Here is a 15,891-nt window from a genome sequence, read left to right on the forward strand (position 1 = left end):
TAAGGAGAGAGAAATGGGGACTCAATTAGAACCAACTAAAACGACGCACGATCAGGCAATGGAAGTTGCTGAAGAGGCACGTACTGAAGGAGGTAAACAGCCAAGCTTTGGTGCTCAGCTATTTACGGGAAATTTTGACTGGCGTTTATTATTTCCGTTTCCTGAGCAAGATCCCGAAGATCAAAAAATAGGGGATGCCTTTGCAGACCAGCTCATGGCTCTTTTAACCACGCAGCTTGATCCTGACAAAGTCGATGAAACACGGGAAATTCCTAAAGAGGTGATTGCAGAAATGGCTAAGCTTGGTGTTTTTGCCATGAAAATCCCCAAGCAATATGACGGATTAGGTTTTTCCAATACCAATTATAATCGGACCGTCATGAAAGTTGCATCCTACTGTGGATCAACGGCTGTGCTGATTTCGGCTCATCAGTCTATTGGTGTTCCTCAGCCTTTGCGCTTATACGGCACAGAAGAGCAAAAGAAACGGTTTTTCCCCAGGTTTAGAAAAGGATCGATATCAGCTTTTGCTTTAACAGAACCAGAAGTCGGATCCGACCCCGCTAGAATGGTCGCTGAAGCTAGGTTATCGGAAGACGGAAGCCACTACATTTTAAATGGGGACAAGCTGTGGTGTACGAACGGAACTATAGCCGATATCATCATTGTGATAGCCAAGACAGCTCCTAAAATTGTGAATGGCAAAGAAAAGCAGCAAATCAGCGCATTTATTTTGGAGATGAATACTCCGGGAGTCGAAGTGGTGCATCGTTGTAATTTTATGGGTTTAGGGGGAATTTACAATGGATTATTACGATTCAAAGATGTAAAAATTCCTGTTGGAGATCGTCTTGGAGAAGAAGGGCGTGGACTTGCCATGGCTCTTGCAACTATTAATGTAGGGCGTCTAACACTTCCTGCAGCATGTACAGGAGCTGCTAAACAATGTCTCTACATAGCACGCGAGTGGGGGACTCATCGTGTGCAATGGGGCATGCCGATTGCTTTGCATGAAGAAGGTCGTCAAAAAGTTGCGTACATCGCCTCCACAACTTTTGCAATGGAAGCTGTGTGTTGGTTGACTAGTAACTGGGCCGATCAGGGGAATGTGGATATTCGCATTGAAGCTGCCATGTCAAAGCTATTCTGCACGGAAGCCCTTTGGAAAATTGCCGATTTAACCTTGCAGCTGCGTGGTGGGCGGGGTTATGAAAAAGCAAGCTCATTAAAAGCTCGAGGGGAACTTCCATACCCCGTAGAAAGAGTTTTGCGTGATTGCCGAATTAATACCATCCTGGAAGGTTCAACCGAAATCATGAAGCTGTTCCTTGCTCGAGAAGCGATGGATTCCCATCTTCAAAAATTAGGATTTCTATTAAAGGGCAAAATACCCGTTTCGCAGCTTTTTCTGCAGGTGCCAAAATTAATTGGGCATTACAGCTGGTGGTATTTAAAACAGCTCTTTAAACCCTGGAAAACAGCGTCTTACAAAGAGCTTGGGGCTTTAGAAAAACATTACCAATTCATTGAAAAAACGGCTCCGAGATTAGCTAGAACCGTTTTCTATTATATGGGGAAATATAAGAAAAAGCTCGAGCATAAACAAATGCTATTAGGGCGGTTAGTGGAAATTGGTACCGATTTGTTTGTGATGGCCGCCACCTGTTCTTTTGCGATTCTAAAATCAGAAAAAGAAAAACAAGAATCCGCCATCGATTTGGCCGATTATTTCTGTGTGGAAGCTAAGCGACGTATTGAAGAGAACTTTGCGGCTTTAACCGATAATAATGATGCGCAGACAAATAAGATTGCTAAGCGTGTTGTTGAACGAGATTACAAGTGGTTAGAAAAAGGGGTTGTGGATCTCGATACACTCTTTAAATAGGCGATGGCAAAGCCCCAAGGCCTTTATGGCCTTGGGGCTAGTTATGCAATGCTGAAGTCATGGCAATTGCTCCTATTTGTTCTAAAAGGCTTAAGCGATCCCATGATTGTGCAATGTCGGCAATTTTTCCGTTAACAATATGAAAGATACTGATGCCTGTCACTTTAATATTTTTTCCTGTAGCAGGGATGTCTTGTAAATGACCCGAATGGGTGCCCTGAATTGTCCATCTCACCACAACCTTATCTTCGGCTGCAAAAATATCGTCGAGACGAGCTACTTTGTTCGGAAAGGCGGTTCGATAAGTATTTTCTCTTTCTTTCATTGCTTCAATTCCCCCTCTAAAGTTCGGCATGGCGGGATCAATTAAGCGCACATCGTTTGCAAAGAGTTGGTCACACAAGGCCGTATTGCCTTTTGTGTAAATTTCTTCATAAAGCTTCCGGACTAGAGAAATATTGGATTGATGATTCATCGAATAGATTCCTGTTTAAAAAATAATTTTAATGATTTATTTCTGCTTAAGGGAACTTTACTTTTTTGTCAAATGGTAGAATTGTGCTTTTCAAAGATCCGGCCGGTAATTATAATCTTACCTTAATTATCTCTTGCCAAAGAGATTAATCCAATGCATGAATTTCAAAAAAAAGAGTTTCTCTATGTCAGAAGTCAAAGTTTCTAGCAAAATGGACAAATTGGTCGCTTTATGTAAGCGAAGAGGATTTATTTTTCAATCTTCTGAAATTTACGGAGGGATTAATGGATTTTGGGATTACGGTCCATTAGGTGTCGAGCTAAAACGCAATCTCAAAGAAGCTTGGTGGTACGACAACGTATTGTGTCCTGATATGGGGATTGATGGAAAGTTTGTCGAGATGGTTGGATTAGACTCCTCAATTATCATGAATCCTAAGGCGTGGATTGCCTCAGGACACGTTGGTGGGTTTAGCGATCCGATGGTGGATTGCCGTGAAACAAAGAATCGCTATCGTGCAGACCATCTTAAATGTGCAGAATTGGTTGTGGTAGACCAAACTGAAAGACATTCTCTAGGCTGGTTAGCGGTTGTGGATGCTGAAGATGTCGAAAATGTCTGGAAGAAACGCGCAGAGAAAATTCTAAAAAAAGACAAAAGAGAATGGATTCCTCCCACAGAGCTTTTTCCCTATACAGAGCTGCCAAGTGATATCCAAAGAATCATGATTGGTCCCGATACCGATCAACCAGGGACATTGACAGAACCTCGTCTATTTAATCTGATGTTTAAAACAATGATTGGTGCAATTGAAGACCCCTCTGCTATTGCTTATTTGCGTCCAGAGACTGCACAAGGTATCTTTGTTAATTTCCGCAACGTTTTAGATACTTCGCGCGTTAAAATGCCGTTTGGTATCGCTCAGATTGGGAAAGCATTTCGCAACGAGGTGACACCCCGCAATTTCACATTTCGTTCACGTGAATTTGAGCAGATGGAAATCGAATTTTTTGTTCCACCCAAAGACGCGGCTGATTGGTACCAATACTGGAGAAAGAAACGGTATGAGTGGTGGCAGTCCATTGGGATTTCCTCTGAAAATCTGCGGTTACGAGCACAAACTCTCGAAGAGCTGGCTCACTATGCGAAAGAAGGGGCAGGAAGTAGCGATATCGAATATAAGTTTCCTTTTACGGATCCCGATTTTGGGGAATTAGAAGGAATTGCGCACCGTACAGATTATGATTTAAGACAGCATGCAGAACATTCAGGTCAAGGCGATCGCCTCAAGTATTATGACCAAGAGAAGAATGAGCGTTATTTCCCTCATGTGATTGAGCCTTCTGCAGGAGCTGATCGCGGAGCGTTGGCACTGCTTTGTGAAGCCTATCATGACGATCCAAATCGACCAAGTGGGGTGGTGATGAAATTTCATCCAAGAATGGCACCGATCAAAGCCGCTATTTTCCCATTAGTTGACAAAGATGGAATGCCTGAAATTGCTAGACAATTATTTACAGATTTGCGCAAAAAATGGCCTATCCAGCTCGATGTGAAGCAAAATATTGGAAAGCGGTATGCGCGTATGGACGAAGTGGGAACACCTTACTGCTTTACTGTAGACACGCAGACCCTGCAAGACCAAACTGTAACAGTGCGTTATCGGGATACACTTCAGCAAGAAAGAATTGGCTTAGATCAAGTGAAACAATTTCTCACAGATCATATTTAAGTTCAAAAAAGCAGGTTGCGCAATGCAACCTGCTGACGTTATGCCACAAAATGGGGCTTATAAAGATCAATTCGCTTTTTCAGTTCGGGTTTAGATAACGCTGAAGGAAGAAGAAGTCTTAAAAAAGCTCGGATTCTCTCCCACCTATTTTTCGGAAATTGGATGCCGATAATGTGACTGTGTTTATGTGGGACACTCTGGAGCTTTTTCCCATTCCTCTCTAAATATAGACAATCTTTGAACTTTTCTTTTTCAAAAATTTGCATCGTTTTTTGCACAAGCTCGAGCATGTGGATACGTCTTTTTAACGGCACTTTTGAGCCATCCACGTGACCACTTTCGGCTGAAGGAATAATTAAAATATGCGGATCTTTTTTTAATCTTCCTTTGGGGCGATTATCATGTAAAATCTCGTAGTTCTCTCCTTCTTTAGAAACGGTCGCGATGCGTTGCTTGCTCAAGACAACATCCTTACAAAAAGGATCTGCGGGCTTTTTGAGTGGCTTTTCTAAAGTCGGCAGGCTTTCAATGTCACTCTCGAAATCCATATTCTTAAAAGCGGTTCGATAAAACTGACTGATTTGATCGATTTGATTTTGTTTTAATATTGAGCTTCCAAAAATAGCGTGGTATGCCCCTTGAACCTTTTCGTACCAATTACAACGGGGGTAGGGGACAAATGTGATCGCGCGTTGTCTTCCAAAAATCAACGAGTTCGAAATATGCTCTTTTTCGTGTATTTGTAAAATTTTTTGTGTAATCGCAGCAAGATTAGTTAAATCCTCTTTACTCCATTCTGTAAAAACAAGGTAATTGGCGTGAGAAACGGTTAAAGTGCCGACTTTGCCTCGATAGCCGCCTATAGGTTTTGATTCAATCGCAATTTTTAAATGATTATATTGATAAATGAGATTCATGTTTGACCAATGTATGAATAAATGTGTTAAATCCATTTTTTTCGTCTAAAGTAGACCATCATGCCACAGGCAAGGCAAGCCATGACGAATAGGGTGAGCGGATAGCTCCATTTCCACTCGAGTTCTGGCATATGCTTAAAATTCATTCCAAAAATACTGGCGATAAAGGTCAGAGGAACAAAAATGGTGGAAACAACAGTAAGAACTTTCATGATTTCATTCAACTTTTGACTTAAAGTTGAAATATAAATTTCAAGCATACTGGAGGCGATATCTCGAAAGCTTTCAATAGTATCTATTGTTTGGATGGTATGATCATAGACGTCATGTAGATAAAGTTTTGTACTTTCAGAGACAAGGGGTGTCTCGCTTTTGCGAAATTGATTAATGACCTCTCTTAAGGGCCAAATCGATTTGCGTAACATAATCATGTCTCGTTTGGATTTTTGCAAACGTGTTATGGTGACTGTTTTTGAGGCTTTTATAACCTCTTCTTCAAGCTTGTCGAGCTTTTCATCTATCTTTTCTAAGATTAAAAAGTAGTTATCGACAATGCAGTCGATCAGGGCATAGCATAAGTAGTCGATCCCCAGTGTGCGGATACGGCTAGATTCTTTTCTAAGGCGCTGTCGAACGGGATCAAAAACATCTTGGTCTGCTTCTACAAACGAAAGCAAAAAATTCGGACCTAACACTAAGCTTACTTGCTCATCTTCGATGGAGTCTGTTGTTTCCTGGTAACGAAGCATCCGGATCACAATAAATAAAAAATCTTTGTAGTCATCTAGTTTAGATCTTTGTCCTGATATTAAAATATCTTCTTGTGCAAGAGGGTGAATATGAAAATGTTCTCCCAAAAAACTGATGGCATGCGTATCGTGGCTGTTTTGCACATGGATCCAATTGGATAGATCTTGATTTAATTGTTGAACACTCGCTTCTGGTGAAAGATTTTGGTGTTCTTCAAAAGTATGGCTATCATATTGAATGAGAGAGATACAAGCTGTAGAGGGTGTACTATCGGTATTTACCAAAGCGCCAGGCGGAAGGCCAGCTCTTTTTGCACTTTTCTTGAGGGTCTTGAACATGAATTTTGTCCTAATTGACTGTTTATTTTAATTTATAATGTTTATTGTTTTTTTGAATATGCTAGAAAGTTTGGGTTTACAGAAACTCGCATATCATGTATTCAATAAGCAGTTTTTTGCAGAGAGATCACACGATGTTGACAATTCTTAATCTTTTTGGACGTTCTCCTTTTGCTCTATTAGAATCTCATATGGGCAAGGTGGCTTCCTGTGTTTATTTATTGAAAGATTTATTTCAAGCGATCAAAGACCGCGATTATCAGGCGGTAGAACAAATTGCCGAGAGAACCTGCGAATTTGAGCATCAGGCAGATATTGCAAAAAATGACATACGAAATCATCTTCCTAAAAGTCTTTTTTTGCCCATTGACAGAGGAAATCTTCTGCAAATTTTAACGATACAAGATAGCATAGCGGATAAAGCTGAAGATATTGCTGTGTTAGCCACTTTAAAAGAGATTACTTTTCTGGCTCCTTTGGAAAATCATTTTCAAGAGTTTTTGGATAAAAATTTAGAAACTTTTGAGGGTGCCCGTCATATTATTCAAGAACTTCACGAATTATTAGAATCCTCTTTCGGCGGAATAGAGGCTGAAAAAGTACGCAGGATGGTCGATGAAGTTTCTTTCAAAGAACATGAGGCAGATCTTATTCAAAGAAAGCTCCTTAAAGGATTGTTTCAAATGGATCAAGAGATTTCCTATGGAACATTCTATCTTTGGCAACGTATTTTCTACTCTTTAGGAGAAATTGCCAACTTGTCTGAAAATCTAGCTCATCGAGTTAGGACAACTTTGGAATTAAAATAATGTCAATTGAAATTATCTTGTTAATTCTAGTCCTTGTGGCTGGTTTTTACATGTCTTGGAATATTGGGGCAAATGATGTTGCCAATGCTATGGGGACTTCTGTAGGATCAGGCGCTTTAACTTTAAAACAAGCTGTGATTATTGCTGCTGTTTTGGAGTTTTCAGGGGCTTTCTTTTTTGGATCCCATGTATCGTCCACGATTCAAACAGGGATTGTGGATCCGGAAATTTTCGCGCATGATTCCCGTATATTAGTCTATGGGATGCTTTCTTCCTTGATTGCAGCGGGAGCCTGGTTACAAGTGGCTTCTTATTTTGGATGGCCGGTCTCTACCACCCACTCCATTATTGGGGCTTTGATTGGATTCGGTGTTGTTGTAGGGGGGATCGAAGCTGTTTATTGGTCGAATGTTTTTTCAATTGTTTCGAGCTGGATTGTATCACCTCTGCTAGGTGGATTAATCTCTTATGGTGTTTTTAGTTTGCTTCGCAAACAGATTTTTTATTCCTCTTGCCCATTGAAGGCCGCTAAAAAGTGGACGCCGCTACTGGTTTTTCTTCTCATTTTGATCCTCTTTTTGATCATGATTCCTTCAGGATTGAAAAATTTAAATCTCTCTCCTCTGCAGGGCCTTTTTATGAGCTTGGTTGCGGGGGGAATTGGAGCATTCATCAGTTGGTTATGTCTTAAGCGCTTATTTCCTACCGAAGTGCAGATCCGGTCGGTTGCTCAAATCAACCTTGAGCAAATAAAAGAAATGGAAAAAGCCAAAAAATGCCTGGAGCGTGTGCAGTCTGCATCTTGTGGAGAATTACAATTTCATTTAGAGAATGTCGTTGAAGAAATCGATGGGATGATTCACAAACAAAGTGAGCCACATGATGATGCGCATTCCGAATATAGTGGTGTGGAAAAAATTTTTGGATATTTACAGATTATCAGCGCTTGCTTGATGGCTTTTGCCCATGGTGCGAATGATGTTGCGAATGCTATTGGTCCTTTATCCGCTTCCGCATCCATTTTGCTAACGGGAGAAATTCCTTTTGAAGCACCTGTGCCAGCTTGGGCTTTAGCTCTGGGTGGGGTTGGGATTGTGGCAGGATTAGCGACTTGGGGATGGCGTGTGATTGAGACAATTGGAAAAAAAATTACGGAACTCACTCCAACCCGAGGCTTTGCGGCCGAATTTGGTGCTGCAACGACAATTTTACTAGCATCGCGTTTAGGATTGCCTATTTCGACAACACATACTCTAGTGGGGGCTGTCATAGGCGTTGGTCTTGCGCGCGGAATAGAAGCTTTAGATCTTGGAACAATGCGTGAGATTGTCATTTCGTGGGTCGTGACAGTTCCAGCCGGAGCTGCTGTGGCTGTGGCTGTATTTTATTTGATAGCAGGAATTTTTGGTTAAAATCGTACGAGGAATTGTGAACAAAAAAATTATCCCTTTAATTTGTCTATGTTTGTGGCTGGCATCTCTTGGAATTGCGCATGAAACAAATACCTCTAAAGCTCTCCTGAAAGGGGAAGTTTCCATAAAGCCTGTTGCGACTGTTGACAATCCACCAGAACAAATGCGAGAGGGGCAAATTCAGGCCGGTATAGAAGTGGCTTTTAGTGTAAAAGTTAAGAACGAAGGAAACCAAGCGAGCCAACCGGGAACTCTGCAAGTCTACTATCGATTCCCTCCTTCTCTTCAACATCTATCATCTGCCTCTTTATTCGAAACAGAGGAGGTTTCTTTACCAGTATTACAGCCAGGTGAAGAAAAGATGATCACATTTGATAAAAAACAAAGAATGCCTACATTATACGATTTTGTGAGAGATGATTGGGGAAAACGCGAATATCAAGCTATTGCTAGAGTGGCAGGGCAAGATCAAGTTCTGCATGTGGTTGCATTGACATTTTCAGCTTATTATTACGAAATTCCGATATCAACCAAAATTGCGGCGGTTCCTGTTTTTAATCACTAAATCGTTGGTGCATAATGCCCCTGTTCCTTCACCCTGTTTTGCAGTCTTCTTTAACGAGAGTGTTGCTATTAAGAATGGTATAGGGGCGCAAATTTGCTAAAGAGAGCTGCGGACAAATTTGTAAGTGAAGTTTTTGTTAGGTTCAGAATAGGTGTAATTGTCCTGATTGGAAGAGGGGAATCACTTATCAAGGAGATAAATATCATAGCCATCAACATGATTGGCATTTTTTCTGATGAAATGCTTGAAAGAGGAGAGCTTGAAGCTTGCTTTTTCAAAGGAGTTGTGGTTTCTGTTTATGCTTTGGCTAGAACTGTAAGAGCCTTTATGCTCATCATGCGGATTGGAGGAAAGGCGATGTACAATTTCATGAGATTTCTTCCCAGGATCCGGCTAGATTTAAGATTTTCTCGAAAAAGTACGTAGAGCCAGGATTGAAGAATACCTAGCACAGAAAAAATTGGCGTGTGGGATCTCCAGACGGCAAAGGCCAAAAAACATGTGCACATTTTACCCCACATCTAAATAAGATCTACCCTATGCGGCTTTCTGACGAAAAGTGTTCCATTTTAAGAAAAGCTTCTGTTCATTCTGGATGCATCTAGTCAATTTGCGCACATTAAATTTGAAACAAAGGCGCAGGCATTGCTCGCTCTGTAATCTTGTAAAAAAAAGATGATTGCATTTGATAAAAAACAAAGAATGCCTACATTATGCGATTTTGTGAGAGGTTGATTGGAAAAAGCGTCGGTACCGAGCTGTTGCGAGATTGGCTGAGTGGATCAAATTCTGCACAGGATTGCTATGGCATTTTCAGCTTATTATGACGAAATTCCGATATCAACCAAAATTGCGGTGATTCCTGTTTTTAATCATTAAATTGGTTGTGCATAATGCCTTTGTACCTTCAACCTTTTTTGCAGCCTTCTTTAACGCGAACGTTGCTACTAGGAATGGTAGAGGGGCACGAATTCGCTAAAAAAGAGCAGCAGACAAATTTCGTAAGTGAAGTTTTTATTCGATTCAGAATAGGTGTGATTGTCCTGATTGGAAGTGGTGAATCACTTATCAGTGGGATAAATGTGATTGCCATCAACATTATCGGCATTTTTTCTGATGAAATGCATGAAAGGGGAGAGCTGGAAGCTTGCTTTTTCAAAGGGGTTGTGGTTTCTGTTTTAATTTCTGTTTATGCTTTGGCTGGAACTGAGAGAGCTCTTGCGCTCATCGTGCGGATTGAAGAGGAGGCTGATGCGCAATTTCATGAGATTTCTTCCCAGGGGCTAGCTAGATTTGAAGAGTTTCTCGAAAAAGTACGTAGAACCAAGGTTGAAGAATACTTGGCAAACGGGAACAATCCTGTAGAGCTTTTTCCTGGCGTTTGGGACCACCAGACGGCAAAGGCTAAAAAAGCATTTGCACATTTTACCCAACATTTAAATAAGATCTATCCTATGCAGCTTTCTGACGGAAAGTATGCGGTTCTAAGAGAAGCGAGAAAGACGATTCAGTTCATTCTGGATGCTTCTAGTCAATTTGTGCTAGTAAAAGAAGATGTTGAGCAGCCTTTATTCACTCCCTTCGATTTTATTTAGTAATTCTATTGATTTTTTTATTTAGAGATTAAGATTTGGTTGTCTTTATCAGATTTTTTTTGTTTAATGCTACCTTGTGGTTTTCTGGTAAATAAATTAATTTAAACTTCCGTTAAAAATTTCATCTATAACTAGGAATAAACTTTTTCTTGTTATTCTTTGAGAAAAGAGGATGATTTTTTATCACGAAATGAATTCTGTAGACGATGTTTAAGCTCATCACGTGTATAGTAGATGTTTGCCTTAGGGATTGCAAATAACTATTCGATTTTTACGATTTTTATTAATTTCAAATCAATGACATGTCTTAGTTAAGAGGGATTATGATCGCAAGAGTTCAGACAAAAATAAATGATGCGTACGCCGCTCTAATTCTGGAAAATAAACCGGTGTATTTAACAACGCGGTTAGAATTAAAAAATGAACGAATCAAAATTCGCTTTCATTTTTTGCATAATCTTTTGCGTTTCTTTGGAATGCGACTGGCGTCGACAAAAGAATCTGAAGTCGCAAAAATTCTACAAAAAGTTGCGATAGAAAAGAAATATAAGTTGGATGATGAATATAAAAATAAATTAGTTGCACTTGTTGAAAAATTGAAAGAAAAAACCCTGCAAAGTAAGAATGCAAAAATTTGTTGTGAGTTCGATACGATAAAACAACGCATTGGTGGAAAGGTTATAGAAATAAATAATAAAGCTAATGCGATCATTCCTGAAGGGGATTCCATAGGAAGTGATAAGCAAGGGGTGTCGAGTGATATTGTGAGAGATCTGGATTCACTCAGGATAAACAATGCAGATAGAGAAGAAAAGTTAAAGAAAGAAGAGCCTGAGGAAGAAGATACCCAGGATGTAGAGCCCAAAAATGTAGAGCAAAAATTATCTGATGATAATATGACAGAGCAAGATTCTTCCAAAAATAGTCATGGCGACCCTCAAGTTGAACTGAAGCAAAAAGAGGTTTCTTATGAATCTGTTCCTGAGGGGCATGAAGGAAAGCGAAGTCCTATTGACTTTGCTACAGTAACACCGCTACCACCGGTTCCTCCTGCTCCTCCAATGCCTCCGCCAGCGCCGTTGCCAAATGTTAATTCTAATAATAGAATGCAAAAGGGGACTGGGAATAGAGCGTCGGTTGCGCAGAAAGTGAGGGCGCAAGTTCCGCACCTTACAATCGATTTGGCAGCTATTAATGAGGCAAGAGCTCGTTTGAACAGTTCTGGATCAGTACGAGTTAAAAAGGCGCTTCCCCAAGCAAGCTCTATTGAAAACAAGCCTGCTGCATCGACTCCAAAAAATATGAAACAAGGAACGGCGAGAATTAATACACGACTAAAAGGGGCATTATTAAATCTTGTCACATTGGAAGAATTTTTTGATGGGAAAAGTTCTGAAGAAATCAACCGCGAACTTTCAGCGACAGATGAAAATGGAAATACGATATTGCATCTGGCTATTAAAGCTAAACCGAGGTTTATTAAAGATTTGATCGAATATGGGGCGGATCCTTCCAAAACCAACAATTTTGGAAAGATAGCGCTTCAATTATATAATGATGAATTAGGATCTTATGGAGATGAAGAAATTCGCACATTATTAACTCCCCAAACTGTTTAATTGATCAGATTTAACCCGGTTAGAAGAATGGCCGGGTTTCTATTTCTCCCTTTATTATTAAAAAGTTAGGGTGTTATTCACTGCATTTCTAAATTTAAGTTTGCGTTTTGGGCTTGTCTGCTTTTTATCTTTAACTTCTCTTTGCAAAAATCTTTCTTTCCTCTATACTTACTCCATGTCTTCATAAGGAAATCTAAAATTTCCAGAGGACTATTTCGTTAAATGTTATCTTTAAATTTAACAAAATCAAACCGTATCACATGAAGAAAATCGTGTGGAAAGTATAAGGAGAAGGCAAACATGCCGACAATTAACCAGTTGGTTCGAAAAGAACGACGACCAAAGACAAAACGTAGTAAGTCTCCTGCTCTGCAAGCATGTCCACAAAGACGTGGTGTATGTCTGCAAGTTAAGACAAAGACTCCAAAAAAACCTAACTCCGCTTTGCGTAAAGTAGCTTGGGTTCGGTTGTCTACAGGTCAAGAAGTTATCGCTTACATCGGTGGTGAAGGTCACAACCTCCAAGAGCACAGCATTGTTCTCGTGCGTGGCGGACGTGTAAAAGACTTACCTGGTGTGCGCTACCATATCGTACGTGGAGCATTAGACTGCGCGGCGGTTAAAGACCGTAAGCAAGGAAGATCTAAGTATGGGGCAAAACGTCCTAAGTAACACTGGGATTCTCCTGAATGAGTATCCTAGTTCGTGATTTGTGTTTTAAATGTTAAAACGTAAATCACGCACAGGCTGACAGATTTGTCAAGCCAGGTGAATTCGTTGAGGTTTTCCTATTCAGGCTTTATAATACCTGTTTTAAGAACACAATTTTATTGAGGAAATTATGTCAAGAAGACATCGCGCAGAAAAGCGAGAAATTGAACCAGATCCCCTTTACGGGAGTGTGCTACTCGCAAAATTTATTAACAAAGTGATGGAGCAAGGAAAAAAATCTTGCGCACGCAGAATTGTCTACGGTGCGTTGGATGAATTTTCTAAAAGAGTGAAGTTTGAAAGCCCATTAGAAGCTTTCGAAGAAGCTTTAGAAAACGCAAAACCTTCTCTCGAAGTTAAATCCCGCCGTATCGGTGGTGCAACGTATCAAGTTCCAATCGAAATTTTGCCTCACCGTCGTACTTCGATGGCAATGGGTTGGATTATTGATAATGCAAGAAAAAAACCAGGTCGTTCAATGAAAGATGCGCTTGTTGCAGAGTTAACAGACTGCTTTAACAAACAAGGAAGCACGATCAAGAAAAAAGACGACACTCACCGTATGGCAGAAGCTAACAAAGCCTTTGCTCATTACAAATGGTAAAAGGAGAATGACGCATGGCAAGAGGTGAAAAAAACCAATTAAAGAACATTCGTAATATCGGGATTATGGCTCACATTGATGCCGGTAAAACGACAACAACAGAGCGTATTCTCTACTATTCAGGCCGCGTACACCGTATGGGTGAAGTGCACGAAGGTGCAGCGACAATGGACTGGATGGAACAAGAGCAAGAGCGTGGAATTACCATTACTTCTGCGGCCACGACTGTATTTTGGAAAGATGCAAAAATCAACATCATCGATACCCCTGGACACGTTGACTTCACAATCGAAGTAGAACGTTCTCTCCGTGTTCTCGATGGCGCTGTTGCTGTATTCTGCTCCGTATCTGGCGTTGAACCTCAATCTGAAACTGTATGGCGTCAAGCTGACCGCTATGGAGTTCCACGTATCGCATTTGTAAACAAAATGGACCGCGTTGGAGCTGACTTTGCAGATGCTGTTCGCACAATGCGTGAAAAGTTACATGCAAACGCAATCCCTGTGCACTGCCCAATCGGTGCAGAAGCTGATTTTAAAGGGATGGTTGATCTTGTTAGCATGAGAGCTCTTTTTTTCCATGATGAAACCCTCGGTGCTCAGTGGGAAGAAACAGACATTCCAGAAGATCTTTTGGAAAAATGCAAACAGATGCGTACAGAACTGTTAGATGAATTGGCGACAATTGACGACAGCGATGATGAATTCATGACAAAAGTTTTGGAAGATCCAGATGCTTTGACTGTTGATGAAATCAATGCTGTAATCCGAAAAGGGGTATGTGCAAATAAATTCAACCCAGTTCTTTGCGGATCAGCTTTTAAAAACAAAGGGATTCAGCAGTTACTAGATGCGGTTGTTAGTTGGATGCCTTCTCCATTAGATCGTGGTGCAATTAAAGCACATGATTTGAATACGGATGAAGAGATCATGTTGCAACCATCAGATGACGCCCCGTTTTCTGCGCTTGCATTTAAGATCATGACAGACCCCTATGTTGGTCGTTTAACATTTATCCGTATTTATAGCGGAATGTTGACTAAAGGGATGAACCTGATCAACAGTACAAAAGATAGTAAAGAACGTATTTCTCGTTTGCTTGAAATGCACGCTAATAAGCGGGAAGAAAGAGACGAGTTTTACACAGGGGATATCGGAGCTTGCATTGGCCTTAAGAAAGCAAGTACAGGCGATACTCTTTGTGAAGCAGAACGTCCTTTCGTCTTGGAAAAAATGGAATTCCCAGAGCCTGTGATTTCAATGGCGATTGAGCCAAAGTCAAAAGCAGATCGGGAAAAACTTTCTGGTGCGCTTTCCGCTCTATCAGAAGAAGATCCTACTTTCCGTGTAACAACGAACGAAGAAACGGGTCAAACAATCATCGCAGGGATGGGTGAGCTTCACTTAGAGATCTTGCATGACCGTATGAAGCGTGAATTTGGCGTGGAAGCAAACGTTGGTAAACCACAGGTATCGTACAAAGAAACGATCACAATCCCAGGGGCTTCTCAAACGAAGTTTGTGAAACAGTCCGGTGGTCGTGGACAGTACGCGCACGTTGAGCTTGAAGTCCAGCCTAATGAAAAAGGTAAAGGAAACGAAGTCGTCAGCAAAATCGTGGGCGGTGTGATTCCTCGTGAATACATCCCAGCTGTTATTGCAGGTGTAAACGAAGGTCTTGCGACGGGCGTGTTAGCTGGTTACAACCTAGTTGACGTAAAAGTTGCGATTGTTTTCGGATCTTATCACGATGTCGACTCTAGTGAGATGGCGTTTAAAATCTGCGGTTCCATGGCGATTAAAGATGCTGCACGTAAGTGTAAGCCAATTATCCTTGAACCGATCATGAAAGTAGACGTTACAACTCCTGAAGCTTCTTTAGGGGATGTGATTGGAGACTTGAACCGTCGTCGCGGGAAGATTTTAGGACAAGAGAACCACAAAGGATCTGTCATCGTAAGCGCTGAAGTGCCTTTGAGTGAAATGTTCGGATACTCAACGCAATTGCGTTCGTTATCCTCCGGACGTGCAACGTATACGATGGAACCAAGTCACTTTGAGAAAGTTCCAGCTAAAATCCAAGAAGAAATTACTAAGAAGTAAGGCTTATCCTATATGGCAAAACAAGAAAAACATACTAAGCAATCTAAGCAAAAAATCCGTATTCGGCTTAAAGGTTACGACCAACGTTTGTTGGATCGTTCAACAGCTGACATTGTGGAAACTGCTAAACGTACTGGAGCTGGAGTGGCTGGTCCAATCCCTCTTCCAACACGTTGCGAGAAGTTCACAGTGCTACGTTCTCCAAACATTGACCGTAAATCACGGGAACAGTTTGAGATTCGTACGCACAAAAGATTGATTGACATTCTACACCCAACAGGTAAAACAATCGATGCTCTTAAGACATTGACATTGCCTGCTGGTATTGATATTAAAATCAAAGCTTAAGTCCTTTTTAAGGCTGTCTCTCAGAAGAC

General features: G+C 40.9%; 15 protein-coding genes. 12 read left to right on the top strand and 3 right to left on the bottom strand.

Translation table 11 applies throughout. The annotated features are described in order from the left end of the window. Positions 1-13 precede the first annotated feature (13 nt). The gene (locus AOM43_RS09080) at positions 14-1,885 is read left to right on the top strand and encodes an acyl-CoA dehydrogenase family protein (RefSeq protein WP_059359954.1); all 1,872 of its coding nucleotides are present in this window, start codon (positions 14-16) and stop codon (positions 1,883-1,885) included. A gap of 37 nt (positions 1,886-1,922) precedes the next feature. On the opposite strand, the gene AOM43_RS09085 is transcribed toward AOM43_RS09080, so the two are convergent. Beyond that, the gene (locus AOM43_RS09085) at positions 1,923-2,360 is read right to left on the bottom strand and encodes an ester cyclase (RefSeq protein WP_006341364.1); all 438 of its coding nucleotides are present in this window, start codon (positions 2,358-2,360) and stop codon (positions 1,923-1,925) included. 184 nt (positions 2,361-2,544) lie between these two features. Here AOM43_RS09085 and AOM43_RS09090 point away from each other — a divergent pair, with 184 nt between their 5' ends. Continuing rightward, positions 2,545-4,092, top strand: a complete 1,548-nt coding sequence (locus AOM43_RS09090) for a glycine--tRNA ligase (RefSeq protein ID WP_006341363.1) — start codon at positions 2,545-2,547, stop codon at positions 4,090-4,092. A 38-nt stretch (positions 4,093-4,130) separates the two neighbouring features. On the opposite strand, the gene AOM43_RS09095 is transcribed toward AOM43_RS09090, so the two are convergent. Continuing rightward, the gene (locus tag AOM43_RS09095; RefSeq protein ID WP_006341362.1) at positions 4,131-5,009 is read right to left on the bottom strand and encodes an HIT domain-containing protein; all 879 of its coding nucleotides are present in this window, start codon (positions 5,007-5,009) and stop codon (positions 4,131-4,133) included. A gap of 26 nt (positions 5,010-5,035) precedes the next feature. After that, the gene (corA, locus tag AOM43_RS09100; RefSeq protein ID WP_006341361.1) at positions 5,036-6,097 is read right to left on the bottom strand and encodes a magnesium/cobalt transporter CorA; all 1,062 of its coding nucleotides are present in this window, start codon (positions 6,095-6,097) and stop codon (positions 5,036-5,038) included. Between the two features lie 134 nt (positions 6,098-6,231). Between corA and AOM43_RS09105 the strand changes: the two genes are divergently transcribed. The 10 genes from AOM43_RS09105 to rpsJ all read left to right on the top strand — a co-directional run bounded on the left by AOM43_RS09105 (position 6,232) and on the right by rpsJ (position 15,862). Then, a complete protein-coding gene (locus AOM43_RS09105; RefSeq protein ID WP_006341360.1) occupies positions 6,232-6,906 on the top strand; it encodes a TIGR00153 family protein in 675 nt (224 codons plus the stop codon). After that, positions 6,906-8,318 (top strand): inorganic phosphate transporter, encoded by a 1,413-nt coding sequence (locus AOM43_RS09110; RefSeq protein WP_039376377.1) that lies wholly within the window; start codon positions 6,906-6,908, stop codon positions 8,316-8,318. The genes AOM43_RS09105 and AOM43_RS09110 overlap by 1 nt, the downstream gene beginning before the upstream one ends. A 16-nt stretch (positions 8,319-8,334) precedes the next feature. Further along, on the top strand, positions 8,335-8,883 hold the full coding sequence (locus tag AOM43_RS09115) for a hypothetical protein (protein WP_226987469.1): 549 nt from the start codon (positions 8,335-8,337) through the stop codon (positions 8,881-8,883). Positions 8,884-8,976: 93 nt separating this feature from the next. Then, positions 8,977-9,309 carry a hypothetical protein gene (locus AOM43_RS13780; protein ID WP_226987470.1) on the top strand — a complete coding sequence of 111 codons (333 nt, stop codon included), beginning with the start codon at positions 8,977-8,979 and terminating at the stop codon, positions 9,307-9,309. A 467-nt stretch (positions 9,310-9,776) separates the two neighbouring features. Continuing rightward, a complete protein-coding gene (locus tag AOM43_RS13785) occupies positions 9,777-10,478 on the top strand; it encodes a hypothetical protein (RefSeq protein WP_006341354.1) in 702 nt (233 codons plus the stop codon). A 323-nt stretch (positions 10,479-10,801) separates the two neighbouring features. After that, on the top strand, positions 10,802-12,097 hold the full coding sequence (locus tag AOM43_RS09130) for an ankyrin repeat domain-containing protein (protein WP_059359959.1): 1,296 nt from the start codon (positions 10,802-10,804) through the stop codon (positions 12,095-12,097). Positions 12,098-12,397: 300 nt separating this feature from the next. Beyond that, a complete protein-coding gene (rpsL, locus tag AOM43_RS09135) occupies positions 12,398-12,769 on the top strand; it encodes a 30S ribosomal protein S12 (RefSeq protein WP_013924496.1) in 372 nt (123 codons plus the stop codon). A 169-nt stretch (positions 12,770-12,938) separates the two neighbouring features. Next, complete coding sequence (gene rpsG / locus AOM43_RS09140; RefSeq protein WP_006341350.1) at positions 12,939-13,412, top strand: 30S ribosomal protein S7; 474 nt, start codon at positions 12,939-12,941, stop codon at positions 13,410-13,412. A gap of 14 nt (positions 13,413-13,426) precedes the next feature. Next, complete coding sequence (gene fusA, locus AOM43_RS09145) at positions 13,427-15,514, top strand: elongation factor G (RefSeq protein ID WP_006341349.1); 2,088 nt, start codon at positions 13,427-13,429, stop codon at positions 15,512-15,514. Between the two features lie 12 nt (positions 15,515-15,526). Continuing rightward, positions 15,527-15,862: a 30S ribosomal protein S10 gene (gene rpsJ, locus AOM43_RS09150; RefSeq protein WP_006341348.1), complete on the top strand. Its 336-nt coding sequence runs from the start codon at positions 15,527-15,529 to the stop codon at positions 15,860-15,862. The last annotated feature ends 29 nt before the right edge of the window (positions 15,863-15,891 follow it).

Origin of the sequence: Parachlamydia acanthamoebae (genome assembly GCF_000875975.1) — a bacterium.
Taxonomy (GTDB): Bacteria; Chlamydiota; Chlamydiia; order Chlamydiales; family Parachlamydiaceae; genus Parachlamydia; species Parachlamydia acanthamoebae.

What these genes read in the sequence shown, in the direction of transcription:
- AOM43_RS09080 (WP_059359954.1), top strand. Translation starts at nt 14, where the DNA reads ATGGGGACTCAATTAGAACCAACTAAAACGACGCACGATCAGGCAATG.
- AOM43_RS09085 (WP_006341364.1), bottom strand. Translation starts at nt 2,360, where the DNA reads ATGAATCATCAATCCAATATTTCTCTAGTCCGGAAGCTTTATGAAGAA.
- AOM43_RS09090 (WP_006341363.1), top strand. Translation starts at nt 2,545, where the DNA reads ATGTCAGAAGTCAAAGTTTCTAGCAAAATGGACAAATTGGTCGCTTTA.
- AOM43_RS09095 (WP_006341362.1), bottom strand. Translation starts at nt 5,009, where the DNA reads ATGAATCTCATTTATCAATATAATCATTTAAAAATTGCGATTGAATCA.
- corA (WP_006341361.1), bottom strand. Translation starts at nt 6,097, where the DNA reads ATGTTCAAGACCCTCAAGAAAAGTGCAAAAAGAGCTGGCCTTCCGCCT.
- AOM43_RS09105 (WP_006341360.1), top strand. Translation starts at nt 6,232, where the DNA reads ATGTTGACAATTCTTAATCTTTTTGGACGTTCTCCTTTTGCTCTATTA.
- AOM43_RS09110 (WP_039376377.1), top strand. Translation starts at nt 6,906, where the DNA reads ATGTCAATTGAAATTATCTTGTTAATTCTAGTCCTTGTGGCTGGTTTT.
- AOM43_RS13785 (WP_006341354.1), top strand. Translation starts at nt 9,777, where the DNA reads ATGCCTTTGTACCTTCAACCTTTTTTGCAGCCTTCTTTAACGCGAACG.
- AOM43_RS09130 (WP_059359959.1), top strand. Translation starts at nt 10,802, where the DNA reads ATGATCGCAAGAGTTCAGACAAAAATAAATGATGCGTACGCCGCTCTA.
- rpsL (WP_013924496.1), top strand. Translation starts at nt 12,398, where the DNA reads ATGCCGACAATTAACCAGTTGGTTCGAAAAGAACGACGACCAAAGACA.
- rpsG (WP_006341350.1), top strand. Translation starts at nt 12,939, where the DNA reads ATGTCAAGAAGACATCGCGCAGAAAAGCGAGAAATTGAACCAGATCCC.
- fusA (WP_006341349.1), top strand. Translation starts at nt 13,427, where the DNA reads ATGGCAAGAGGTGAAAAAAACCAATTAAAGAACATTCGTAATATCGGG.
- rpsJ (WP_006341348.1), top strand. Translation starts at nt 15,527, where the DNA reads ATGGCAAAACAAGAAAAACATACTAAGCAATCTAAGCAAAAAATCCGT.